Genomic DNA, 11,937 nt, shown 5'->3' with positions numbered 1-11,937 from the left:
GGGTGTGGAATCAACCCATGAGCACCCTCACCGACACCGCGGTCGTCGTCGGCGCCGAGCCGCTGCGCGCCGAACAGGTCGTGGCGGTCGCCCGCCACGGGGCGCGCATCGAGCTGGATGCCGGCGCGCTGCGCGCGGTTGCGGCATCCCGTGCCCTCATCGAGGGACTCGCCGTGGACCCGAAACCGCACTATGGCATCTCGACCGGCTTCGGCGCGCTGGCCACGACGTTCATCGCAGCCGACCGCCGGGCTCAGCTGCAGTCCAGCCTCATCCGCTCGCACGCCGCCGGGACCGGCGCCGAAGTGGAGCGCGAAGTCATCCGCGCGCTGCAGCTCCTGCGCCTGCGGACGCTCGCCACCGGGCACACCGGGGTGCGGCCGGTCGTGGTCCACACCTACGCGGCGATGCTCAACGCCGGGATCACCCCGATCGTGCGGGAGTACGGATCGCTCGGCTGCTCAGGCGATCTCGCCCCGCTCGCGCACGTGGCGCTCGCAGCGATGGGCGAAGGCGATGTCCGAAACGAGGCGGACGAGGCGGTGCCGGCCGCGGCCGCACTCCACGACGCGGGTATCGCCCCCCTGGTGCTGCGCGAGAAAGAAGGGCTGGCGCTGATCAACGGCACCGACGGGATGCTGGGGATGCTGCTGCTGGCAGTCCACGACCTGTCGATCCTGCTGGAGACCGCCGATGTCGCGGCCGCGATGTCCATCGAGAGCCAGCTCGGCACCGACGCGGTGTTCGCTGCCGGCCTGATGGATCTGCGCCCCCAGGTGGGGCAGGCGGCATCGGCGGGCAACCTGCGTGCGTATCTCGGCGGCTCGCCGATCGTGGCCTCGCACAAAGGACCGGAGTGCACACGTGTGCAGGACGCCTACTCGCTGCGCTGCGCACCTCAGGTGCACGGGGCCGCGCGGGACACCGTCGAGCACGCGCGCACGATCGCCTCGCGAGAACTGATCTCGGCCGTGGACAACCCGGTGATCACCGACGCCGGCGGCGTGGAGTCCAACGGCAACTTCCACGGTGCCCCGATCGGCTATGTCCTGGACTTCCTGGCCATCGCCACGGCCGACGTGGCCTCGATCTCGGAACGGCGCACGGATCGCGCGCTGGACCCCGGGCGCAACCAGGGGCTTCCCCCGTTCCTGGCGCACGAGGTCGGCGTGGACTCCGGGCTCATGATCGCCCAGTACGCTGCGGCCGGGATCGTGTCGGAGCTCAAGCGACTCGCGGTCCCGGCATCCGTCGATTCCATCCCCTCCAGTGCGATGCAGGAGGACCACGTCTCGATGGGGTGGGCGGCCGCGCGCAAGCTGCGCCGCGGGATCGACGGGCTCGCCCGGGTGCTGGCCATCGAAGTGCTCACCGGCGCTCGCGCGATCGACCTGCGCGCACCCCTGCAGTCCGGTCCCGCCACCGGTGCGGTGCGGGATCTGGTGCGTACGGTCGCGCGCGGGCCGGGCAGCGATCATCACCTCTCGCCCGACATCGAGGCGGTGACCGCTCTGGTGCTCTCCGGCCAGGTCGTGCGCGCCGCAGAAGGAGCACTCCGATGAACCCGGTCACCGATGCCCGCACCGTCCGCGCCGCGCGCGGCAACGTCCGCACCGCCAAGAGCTGGGGCGCCGAAGCGGCCAAGCGGATGCTCATGAACAACCTCGATCCCGAGGTCGCAGAGCACCCGGAGGATCTCGTCGTCTATGGGGGGACCGGCAAGGCAGCCCGCAGCTGGGCGGCGTACGACGCCATCGTGCGCACTCTGGACGAGCTGGAGCCGGACGAGACCCTGCTGGTGCAGTCCGGCAAGCCGGTGGGCGTGTTCCGCACCCACGAGTGGGCACCGAGGGTGCTGATCGCCAACTCGAACCTCGTCGGCGACTGGGCCACCTGGCCGGAGTTCCGCCGGCTCGAGCAGCTCGGTCTCACCATGTACGGGCAGATGACGGCGGGTTCGTGGATCTACATCGGAACGCAGGGCATCCTGCAGGGCACCTACGAGACCTTCGCGGCCGTGGCCCGGTCCCTGGGGCGAGACTCGCTTGCGGGCACGCTGACCCTGACCGGCGGATGCGGTGGCATGGGCGGCGCGCAGCCGTTGGCGGTCACGATGAACGGGGGAGCGGTCCTGATCGTCGACGTGGACGAATCCCGCCTCGCGCGGCGCGTGGAACACGGGTATCTCGACGAGTACACGACCGACCTCGACGAGGCCGTCGACCGTGTGGTCGCGGCCAGGAACGAGGGCCGCGCGCTCAGTGTGGGAGTGGTCGGAAACACCGCACTGGTCTTTCCCGATCTGCTCCTGCGCGGCACCCCGATCGACGTCGTGACCGATCAGACCAGCGCGCACGACCCCCTGGCCTACCTGCCGGTCGGGATCGATGTCGCGGACTGGCGCGCCGAGGCCGAACGTGACCCCGAGGGGTTCACTGCACGGGCGCGCGGGAGCATGGTCAAGCAGGTCGCGGCGATGGTCGGCTTCCAGGATGCCGGTGCGGAGGTCTTCGATTACGGCAACTCGATCCGCGCCGAGGCGCAGCTGGGCGGCTTCGCCCGGGCGTTCGAGTTCCCCGGGTTCGTGCCGGCGTACATCCGCCCGCAGTTCGCGGAGGGTCGTGGTCCGTTCCGCTGGGTGGCCCTCTCCGGAGACCCGGAGGACATCCGCAAGACCGACGCGGCGGTGAAGGCGCTGTTCCCGGACAACGCCGGCTTGGTGCGCTGGCTCGACAAGGCCGGCTCGACCGTGCACTTCGAAGGGCTGCCCGCCCGCATCTGCTGGCTGGGCTACCAGGAGCGGCACCTCGCCGGACTGAAGTTCAACGAGATGGTCGCCTCGGGGGAACTGGCCGCCCCGATCGTGATCGGCCGCGACCACCTCGACGCGGGATCGGTCGCGTCGCCGTACCGCGAAACAGAGGCGATGGCGGACGGCTCCGACGCCATCGCCGATTGGCCGCTGCTGAACGCGCTGCTGAACACCGCGTCGGGCGCGTCGTGGGTCTCGATCCACCACGGGGGAGGCGTGGGCATCGGGCGCAGCATCCATGCCGGGCAGGTGACCGTCGCGGACGGCACGGCGCTGGCGGCGGAGAAGCTGGCCCGGGTGCTGACCAACGACCCCGGTACCGGCGTGATGCGACACGTCGACGCCGGCTACGACCGCGCGAAGGACGTCGCCCGGGAACGCGGGCTGAAGGTGCCGATGCTGTGAGCGGCGCAACTCTGATCACGAACATCGGCGAGCTGACCACCAACGTCGCCGCGGACGGTGACCCCTGCGGCACGCTGCACGACGCCGCAGTGCTGATCGAGGGCGACCGCATCGTATGGGTCGCCGCCCCCCTAGACCGCGAGACTGCATCGGGTGCTCGAGACAGCGGGCTTGCGCCACAGTCTCGAGGCGCGGATGCAGTCTCGCGGGAACGGATTGAGGTGGTGGATGCTGGTGGCCGAGCGATCATCCCGGGCTTCGTGGACAGCCACACGCACCTGGTGTTCGGCGGAGACCGCGCGGACGAGTTCGAGGCGCGGATGGCAGGCGAGCCGTATGCTGCCGGGGGCATACGGCGGACCGTGGCCGCGACCCGGGCGGCGAGCGACGACGAGCTGCGCCGACGTCTCGCCGGTCTCGTCGCCGAGCTGCACGCGCAGGGGACGACCACCTTCGAGGTGAAGACCGGGTACGGCCTCACCGTGGCGGACGAGGCACGGCTCGCCCGGCTCGCCGCCGAGGTCACCGACGAGGTGACGTACCTGGGCGCGCACGTCGTCCCGACCGAGTACGGCGACCGCCGCGACGAGTACGTCGAGCTGGTGTGCGGCGAGATGCTGCAGGCGTGTGCCGCGCACAGTCGCTGGATCGACGTGTTCTGCGAGCGCGGGGCGTTCAGCCCCGCCGAGAGCCGACGGATCCTCGCGGCGGGCATCGCGCGCGGGTTGCAGCCCCGCGTGCACGCCAACCAGCTCGGATCGGGCGAGGGGGTGCAGGTCGCGGTCGCCCTGGGCGCGGCATCCGTCGATCACTGCACCTTCCTCGACGATGACGATGTCGCGGCCCTCGCGGCGAGCGGAACGGTCGCCACCCTGCTGCCGGGCGTGGAGTTCTCGACCCGGCAGCCTTACCCCGACGCGCGGCGCCTGCTCGACGCCGGGGTCACCGTCGCCCTCGCCAGCGACTGCAACCCCGGATCGAGCTTCACCAGCTCCATGCCGCTGATGATCGCGCTCGCCGTGCGCGAAATGGGCATGACCACCGCGGAGGCGGTATGGGCGGCCACCGCGGGGGGCGCGCGTGCGCTGCGGCGCGACGACGTCGGCGTCCTCGCACCCGGCGCGCGGGCGGATCTGGTCGTGCTGGACGCGCCGACGCGGACGCACCTCGCCTACCGGCCGGGTGTGCCGCTGATCCGAACCGTGTGGCGCGGCGGCACCGCGGCCTGACGGCGGCCGGTAGCGGCGCGGCGCGCTCAGCGCGGCGTATCGAAGGTCCAGTCGTCGGGCTCTTGCGGCGCGACGTGGTCCCAATCTGGAGCGTCCCACCGAAAGGTCGCGACCGCGCAGGTCGGCATGTGCTCGATGCCGTCATCCGACAGGCTCGCGGCCAGCGCGCTCATCCCGGGGTCGTGCGCGACCACGATGACCTGCCGCGCACCGCTGGCGGCGGCCTTCTCGAACAGCGTCCGAGCGGGTGCGCCGTACAGCTCCGGGTCCAGGTTCACCGCGACATCGAAGGCCGCGCCGAACGCCTCGGCGGTGGTGCGGGCGCGCAGCGCGGTGCTGGAGAGGATGAGCTCCGGCCGGAAGCCGGTCTCGGCCAGCGCGCGCGCCATGCGCGGCGCGTCCCGCATGCCCCGGTCGTTCAGCGGGCGATCATGGTCGTCCAGATCCGGGTCGCCCCAGTCGGATTTCGCGTGTCGCACCAGCACGAGGCGGATCATGCGCGCACCCCCACTCCGGCGAGCAACTCCAGGACGCACAGCGCCGCCAGCCGCACGGTGCGTTCATCCGGCGTGTCGGCCGTCGCGTCGACCTCGACGATGTCCGCGGAGACCACCCCCGGATCGGTCGCCGCTGCCCGCGCCAGCGCGCGCAGCTCCCACGCGGCAAGGCCTCCCGGCACGCTGGCGGGACAGCCGGGGGCAACCGAGCGATCGCAGACATCCACGTCGATGTCCAGGTGGATGCCGCCGCCTCCGGCCCCGGCCACCTCGAGCGCTTCGGCCATGACGTCCGCGACGCCTCGGCGTCGCACGTCGTCCAGGCCGATGACCGTGATTCCGTAGTCCGCGGCACGCCGGGCGTACGCGGCCGAGTTGGCGAAGTCGGCGATGCCGATCTGCGCCACGCGGCGCGGGTCCAGCCCGTCCTGGATCAGCCGTCGGACGGGGGAGCCGTTGGAGACGCCGTCGCGCAGGTCGAAATGCGCGTCCAGGGTGATCAGTCCGGTCGCACCGGTTCCCTGCGCCACGGGGTAGGTCGCGCTGTTGTCGCCGCCCAGCGCGACCACCAGGCCGCCGCGGCCGCGCGCATCTGCGGCCAGGGCGCGGACGGCGGCCTCGCCCTCGGGACCGTCCGGCTCGGCGATGTCGCCGGCGTCCGCGACGCGCAGCGTCCCGAGGTCGACCGGCCCGGCCATCAGCGCCGCGCTGTACCGGCGCAGCGCCGCCCGCACCGCGGCGGGCGTCTGATGTGCGCCGGTCGGCGAGAGCGACGTCCGCCAGGTCGGAACGCCCATCAGCACCGCGTCGAGGGGACCGTCGAACGAATCCGGCGCGAGCCAGTCGCCGGCGCGCGGCCAGAGATCGTCGGAGGAGAGTGTCACCCCTCCGACGGTACCCCGTGACGTCGCAGTGCGGTCCGCGGCGGCGCGAGTCAGCTGGTGTGGTCAGACCGTGACGTCGTCAGACGGTGACCTGGTCAGATCGTGACGTAGACCCAGGCCGGCCGACCGCTGGCCAGCCGGACCTCGACCCTGCGGTACAGCTCGAGCTGGTATTCGTCCGCGGCGTCCAGTTCGTCCTGACTGACCCGCAGAACCTTGCCGATCACCTTGTCCAGCTCGTTGCCGGTCGCGCGGACGATGGGGTGCACCGATGCGCCGGATGGTTCCACGGTGCGCGGGTCCTCGATGTCGGCGTAGTCCACCGTGAAGCCCGGCAGGACGTCATCCTCGCCGGTGAGCAGCCGTCCGAACGTGTCCAGCTGCACCACAGGGCTCTGCAGGGTGCCGTAGCTGAACAGCAGCTGTTGGGGGCGCTCGACCACGCACTCAGGGTAGCGCTCGGGTCGGCGTCAGCCGTTGACGTTTCGCAACATGTCGCCGAGCGTTCTCAACCCAGCAGCGCGTGCGCGATGGTGAAGATCACCACCCCCGCCAGCGCGCCGACCACGGTGCCGTTCAGTCGGATGTACTGCAGGTCGCGGCCCACCATCAGCTCGATCTTCTCCGTCGTCTCGGCGGGGTCCCAGCGGTCGACCGTGTCGGTGATGATCGATGCGATGTCGTGCCGGTAGCGATCGACGAGGAACACCGCGGCTTCGGTGACCCATCCGTCCACACGGGCCTGGAGCGCGGCATCCGTGGACAGACGTTCGCCGATCTCGCTGAGCGCCTGCGCGGCGCGGCGGCGCAGGCCGCTGTCCGGGTCGGCCAGCGATGCGAGCAGGCCGGCCTTGGCGGTGTTCCACGCTTCGGAGGCCAGCTCGCGCACGCGCGGGCTGTCGAACAGCGTGGCCTTGCTCTCCTCGAGCCGCGCCATCGTGGCCGGATCGCTCTGCAGGTTCTCGGCCAGTCGATTGAGGTACCCGTCCACGGCGATGCGCGCCGGATGCTGCGGATCGGCGCGCACCGCCGCGACGAACTTGACGGCTTCGTTGTAGACGGTGTCATCCACCAGGCGCTGGGCGATCGAGGGAACCCACGACGGCAGACGCCGCGAGACCAGTCCGGAGAAGGATTCGTGGTTGGCGGTGAGCCAGGTCGAGATGCTGTCGACGCCGAGGTCGACCGCGCCGTGATGGGCGCCGGAGTCGACGATGCGGCCCAGCCATGCGCCCAGCGGCGGGCCCCATTGCGGTGCGATCAGGTGCTCGCGGGCCAGGTCCTCGATGACGTCGTTGACATCATCGTCGCTGAGGGCGCGCAGCACGCCGGCGGCCATCAGCGCCACCTCCTGGCCGACCCGTTCCGCGTGCGCGGGCGCGCTCAGCCATTCCCCGAGGCGAGCCGCGATCGCGGTCTCCTCGAGCTTGGTGCGCACCACATCGCCGCGGAGGAACTCCGTCTCGACGAACTCGCCCAGGGTGTGGCCGATCTCGTCCTTGCGGCTGGGGATGATCGCGGTGTGCGGGATCGGGATGCCGAGCGGATGCCGGAACAGCGCGGTGACGGCGAACCAGTCGGCCAGTGCGCCGACCATGCCGCCCTCCGCGAACGCGCGGACGTACGCGAGCGCCGGCACCTGCTGCTGGAAGGCGAAGGCGAACACGAACAGCACCGCCATGAACACCAGCGCCCCGAGGGCGACGCCCTTCATGACCCGCAGCCCGCGGCGGCGTTCCTGGTCGGCGGGGCTGAGCAGGGCCGTCGGAGTTCGCGTCATCGGATCACCGGTTCCGTGTCATTGTTCGATCGGCCCGAGCCAGGCGCTCGCGACCGTCGCGTGGGCCGATTCCGGATCGGACGGGTGGAACAGTCCAGCCAGCACATCGCGGTAGAGGCGGCCGAGCTCGCTGGAGGAGAAGTACGACGAGCCGCCCGCCACGAGGATCGCATCGTCCACGACGCGCTTGGCCATGGTGACCGCCCGGTGCTTGACGCCGGACAGCAGCGAGAACCAGCGCGCCCCGTGGTCGGCGCGGTCGTCGATGTCCCGGCTGATCGCGGCGAGCTCCGGGGGGAGTGCGTCATACGCCAACGCCATCTCGGCGATGCGCCACCGGATGTCCGGATCCTGGCTGTATGCCTTGCCGGTCTTCTTGGATCGGCGCGTGCCCGCCGTCTGCACCGCCAGATCCAGCGCGCGGCGCGCGATGCCGGTGTAGACGGAGGCGAGCAGCACCTCGAACACGCTGAAGATGCCGAAGACGATGGGGTCCGGACTGGGCCCGGGATCGATCCGGCGCACCACCCGGTCGGCGGGAGAGATCGCGCCGTGCAGCTCGGTGGTGCGGGACTGCGTGCCGCGCATGCCGAGGGTGTCCCAGTCGTCCCGGGTCAGCACTCGGCCCTGCTCCTGCTCGGAGCGGGGCACGAAGGCGTAGACGAGCTTCGGGGCGTCCGGCGAGGCGGTGTCCAGGCCGTGCAACCCGATCCAGGTCCACACCGGCGCGAGCGAGGTGAAGATCTTGGTGCCGGTGAACGCGTACGAGCCGTCCGATCGGGCGGCGGCATCGGTGTCACTGCCGAACAGCACCAGATCGTTGCCCGCCTCGCTGATGCCGAAGGCGAAGACCTCGCCGGCTGCGGCGCCCTCCTGCACGAACCGAAGGTCGGTGACGCCCCGATCCGCGAGCACCTTCGCCACGCCCGTCCACACCAGGTGCATGTTCACGGCGAGGGCGGTGGCCGGAGCGGCTCCGGCCAGGCGCTGCTGGAGCACGGATGCTTCGGCAAGACCCAGGCCTGCGCCGCCGAGGTCGGTGGGCACCAGGATCGCGAGGTATCCGGCATCCGTCAGATCGGCCAGATCCTGCTCGGGGAAGGTGTTCTCCCGATCGTGGTCGGCCGCGCGGGCGCGGATCCGCTCCAGCAGGTCGTCGGGCAGGTAGAGCGCGGGGTCGAAGCCGATCATGCCAGCGCCCCCAGAAGCTGCGCGATCGTCGCGTCGGGTTCGTCCCGGTGCGGCGAGTGGCCGGCGCCGGCGACGACCGACATCGAGAGCATGGGGTTGCCCAGCACCTGCTCGGCGAGCTGTCCGGTGAAGATCGAGTACACCGCCGGGTCGGATCCGATCACGTGCGTGGGGACGGTGAGCGCGGACGCGGCATCCCGCACATCCCACGTCGCATTCTGAACGCTGGTCTGCTCGACCGCCCATCGGCTCGCCTGCTGGGCGGACACGGCCTTCAGCTCGATGTCCTGCTCGTGCCAGCGCGGGTGCTCGGCGCGCACGGCCGCCGGGGTGGGATCGGCGAAGGAGCGCTCCTGGCTCTCGCGCACCGTGTCGCGGTCGGCGGGGGCGAGGTGGATCGCCGGGTCGACCAGCACGAGCCGGCGTGTCCACCCCGGGTCGGCGGCACTGGCGACGGTCGCCGCGGCGCCGCCGAGGGAGTGTCCGACGACCAGGTTCCAGGGCGACACGCCATCGGGCCGGGTCGCGCCCACATCGGCCGCGTACGCGGCGATGGTGTAATCCAGGGCGCGCGGCGCGACGCCGTGACCGCGCAGATCCACGGCGTACGCCCGCCACCCCGCGTCGGCCAGCGCAACGCCGAAGCGCCACATCAGCGCGCCGTTGGAGCCCAGGCCGTGGATGAGCAGTGCGCGCCGGGCTGCGTCGGGCGATCCCCACGACAGCCGGGGGAGGGTGACGGGTGCGGGCATACAGCAATGCTACGGACGGATGCCGGACCTCGGGCGCCCGGGCGCCGCTCGCCGCCGATGCGGTTCGGCCCATCCGCGGGCATCCGGCCGCACAATGGAGGGGTGATCTCGACGGAATCGGCCGTGGCACTGCGCGATGCCGGCCTGGTGTGGCATCCGCGCTCGGGTGACCGCTTCCAGCTGGACGAGCCCGAGTTCGAAGCGGACGTCTTCACGGTCAGCGAGATGACGATCGAGCCGCGCGAGTACTCCACCGGGCGGATCCTGTCCTTCAACGGCACGACGGAGTGGGCGCTGGATTCGGTGGCCCTGGAGGACGCGCTTTGGCTGCCGTCGGAGAGTCAGCTCCGCGAGCTGCTGCGCGGCGCGTTCCGCACGCTGCGGCGTCTGCCGGACACGCACGAGGTGGAGATCGTGTTGAATCGGCCCGAGCAGCCCCAGGAGCAGGAGGTGCTGGTGTTCCAGCATCCGGAACCGGCCGACGCGTACGCCATGGCCGTCCTGGAGCTGCTGCGCCGCATCGCCTGAGCGATCGTCGCCGGCGCGGTCTGACTCGGGGACTGCCTCCGCACCGGCTCAGGTGATGGTGCCGACCGGTTCGGTATCCGGGATGGGGCTGGGATCGCGGTGGCGCAGGTCGGGGAAGGCCCGCACGCACGCGACGGCCACGACGGTCCCGGCGATCGCGAACGCCGCCGCGGCCCAGTAGGCGCCCTGTGGGCCGGTGCCGTCGATGAGGAACCCGGCCACCGCCGAGCCCGCGGCCGCGCCGATCAGCTGGCCGGTGCCGATCCATCCGTACGCCTCGGCGGTCTCGCTGAATTTGACGCTGACGCTGGTCATGGCGAACAGCACGGCCAGCGCCGGTGCGATGCCGATACCGGCCAGAAAGAGCGTGCCGCCGAGCCACCAGATGTTCAGCGAGACGACGGTCAGTGACAGGCCGACGGCCACAATGCCCAGTCGCCGGGCCATCGCCCACCGCCCGATCGGGATGTGCCCGAACGACAGTCCGCCCGCCAGGCTCCCGATCGAGAAGACGGCCAGCACGAGCCCCGCCTCCAGGCCGCCGTGATCGAAGGTCGCGACGACCCCGGCCTCCACCGCCGCGCAGGCACCGATCAGCAGGAACCCGATGACGGTGGCCAGCAGGACCGGCGGCTTGGCCAGCACCTTTCCGATGCTGCGGCGGCTACGCGGGATCCGGACGCGGCCGACCTCGGGGGAGAGGATGAACCACGCCCCGCCGCTGATGAGGATGGCCACGATCAGCAGGAGCGCCGGCACCGTGCCGGCCTGGGTGGCCACCAGGGTGATGACCACCGGTGCGACGATCCAGATGATCTCCTGCAGCGACGCGTCCAGCGAGAACAGCGGCGTGAGCTGTCGCGAGTTGACCAGCTTCGGGTAGATGGTGCGCACGGCGGACTGCACCGGAGGCGTGGAGAGTCCGGCGATCAATCCCAGCACCATGTAGACGGGGACGACCGTCTCGACCAGCGCGAGGACGGTGATGGCGACCGCGCAGACCGCGAGGGTCGTGGTGAGCACGCGGCGCATGCCCCAGATGCCCATCCAGCGGCTGGTGACCGGGCCTGCGATGGCCTGTCCCACGGACGTGGCGGCCAGGACGAGCCCGGCCGCGCCGTACGAGCCGGTCACGAACTCGACGTGCAGCAGGATCGCCAGGCTGGTCATGCCGTTGGGGAATCGCGCCGTCAGCTGCGCGGCCATGATCCGGCCGACGCCGGGCGTGCGCAGAAGATCCCTGTACCCGGCCACCCGTCAACGGTATCCGTCGCGTCGCCCGGCCGCGACACGCGGGCGACACGCCCAGCGTGCATATCACCGCCCGATCCGTGTCCGAACCCGGCGCTACGGTCGTGCCTGTGGACAGATGTGCCCGCGGCATCCGAAACCGGCGTGATTCAGGGTGTTTCCAGGTTCCGGACGGATCCGTCTCCTGTGGATGAAACGGTGGACAACCTGTGTTGTATCTGTGGAGAGCGGTGCAAAACTACACGGATGTAACTACTAGCCCTTGTGGTGCTATCCAATGTCCGTACCCATATGTAGTATTGGACTCCCGGCGGGGGACCACCGGACGAAACACACGATTTTGAGGGAGAACGGGTCACACATGTCGATCACCGTCTACACCAAGCCCTCCTGCGTTCAGTGCACGGCGACCTACCGCGCACTTGATTCGAAGGGCATCGAATACGAGGTCCTCGACCTCTCGCAGGACCCCGCGGCCCTGGAACAGGTCAAGGCGCTCGGCTACCTGCAGGCGCCGGTCGTCGTCACCGACGAGGACCACTGGTCGGGTTTCCGTCCCGACAAGATCGACGAACTCGCCGGTCGTCTCGCCTAGCGTCTGGAGGAAG

General features: G+C 70.9%; 12 protein-coding genes. 5 read left to right on the top strand and 7 right to left on the bottom strand.

Translation table 11 applies throughout. The features are described from left to right. Nucleotides 1-17: 17 nt before the first annotated feature. Genes hutH through hutI form a run of 3 tightly spaced genes read left to right on the top strand, consistent with a single transcriptional unit; the run spans nt 18 to nt 4,446 of the window. Nucleotides 18-1,562: a histidine ammonia-lyase gene (gene hutH, locus NQ152_RS02710; RefSeq protein WP_257522927.1), complete on the top strand. Its 1,545-nt coding sequence runs from the start codon at nt 18-20 to the stop codon at nt 1,560-1,562. Further along, nucleotides 1,559-3,217: a urocanate hydratase gene (gene hutU, locus NQ152_RS02705; RefSeq protein WP_257522926.1), complete on the top strand. Its 1,659-nt coding sequence runs from the start codon at nt 1,559-1,561 to the stop codon at nt 3,215-3,217. Before hutH ends, hutU begins: the two co-directional genes overlap by 4 nt. Next, a complete protein-coding gene (gene hutI / locus NQ152_RS02700; RefSeq protein WP_257522925.1) occupies nt 3,214-4,446 on the top strand; it encodes an imidazolonepropionase in 1,233 nt (410 codons plus the stop codon). The genes hutU and hutI overlap by 4 nt, the downstream gene beginning before the upstream one ends. A gap of 26 nt (nt 4,447-4,472) precedes the next feature. On the opposite strand, the gene NQ152_RS02695 is transcribed toward hutI, so the two are convergent. The 6 genes from NQ152_RS02695 to NQ152_RS02670 all read right to left on the bottom strand — a co-directional run bounded on the left by NQ152_RS02695 (nt 4,473) and on the right by NQ152_RS02670 (nt 9,550). Then, nucleotides 4,473-4,943, bottom strand: coding sequence for a histidine phosphatase family protein (locus tag NQ152_RS02695; protein WP_257522924.1), 471 nt, complete (start codon nt 4,941-4,943; stop codon nt 4,473-4,475). Further along, nucleotides 4,940-5,827, bottom strand: coding sequence for an arginase family protein (locus NQ152_RS02690; protein WP_257522923.1), 888 nt, complete (start codon nt 5,825-5,827; stop codon nt 4,940-4,942). Before NQ152_RS02690 ends, NQ152_RS02695 begins: the two co-directional genes overlap by 4 nt. Nucleotides 5,828-5,922: 95 nt before the next feature. Further along, nucleotides 5,923-6,270, bottom strand: a complete 348-nt coding sequence (locus tag NQ152_RS02685) for a gamma-glutamylcyclotransferase family protein (RefSeq protein WP_257522922.1) — start codon at nt 6,268-6,270, stop codon at nt 5,923-5,925. 65 nt (nt 6,271-6,335) lie between these two features. Next, complete coding sequence (locus tag NQ152_RS02680) at nt 6,336-7,607, bottom strand: DUF445 domain-containing protein (RefSeq protein WP_257522921.1); 1,272 nt, start codon at nt 7,605-7,607, stop codon at nt 6,336-6,338. Between the two features lie 18 nt (nt 7,608-7,625). Further along, a complete protein-coding gene (locus tag NQ152_RS02675) occupies nt 7,626-8,798 on the bottom strand; it encodes an acyl-CoA dehydrogenase family protein (protein WP_257522920.1) in 1,173 nt (390 codons plus the stop codon). Continuing rightward, entirely contained in the window at nt 8,795-9,550 is a 756-nt protein-coding gene (locus NQ152_RS02670; protein WP_257522919.1) for an alpha/beta fold hydrolase, read from the bottom strand. Before NQ152_RS02670 ends, NQ152_RS02675 begins: the two co-directional genes overlap by 4 nt. Nucleotides 9,551-9,652: 102 nt before the next feature. Between NQ152_RS02670 and NQ152_RS02665 the strand changes: the two genes are divergently transcribed. Beyond that, nucleotides 9,653-10,078, top strand: a complete 426-nt coding sequence (locus NQ152_RS02665; RefSeq protein WP_257522918.1) for a pilus assembly protein CpaE — start codon at nt 9,653-9,655, stop codon at nt 10,076-10,078. A 48-nt stretch (nt 10,079-10,126) separates the two neighbouring features. Here the strand turns inward: NQ152_RS02665 and NQ152_RS02660 are convergent, their stop codons facing one another. Continuing rightward, nucleotides 10,127-11,332 carry an MFS transporter gene (locus NQ152_RS02660; protein ID WP_257522917.1) on the bottom strand — a complete coding sequence of 402 codons (1,206 nt, stop codon included), beginning with the start codon at nt 11,330-11,332 and terminating at the stop codon, nt 10,127-10,129. A 358-nt stretch (nt 11,333-11,690) separates the two neighbouring features. Between NQ152_RS02660 and nrdH the strand changes: the two genes are divergently transcribed. Beyond that, nucleotides 11,691-11,924, top strand: coding sequence for a glutaredoxin-like protein NrdH (nrdH, locus tag NQ152_RS02655; RefSeq protein ID WP_257502258.1), 234 nt, complete (start codon nt 11,691-11,693; stop codon nt 11,922-11,924). The last annotated feature ends 13 nt before the right edge of the window (nt 11,925-11,937 follow it).

Source organism: Microbacterium sp. zg.B48, assembly GCF_024623505.1.
Lineage (GTDB): Bacteria > Actinomycetota > Actinomycetes > Actinomycetales > Microbacteriaceae > Microbacterium.
Note: the sequence above shows the minus strand (reverse complement) of the source record. Positions and strands in the feature narration are given on the sequence as shown.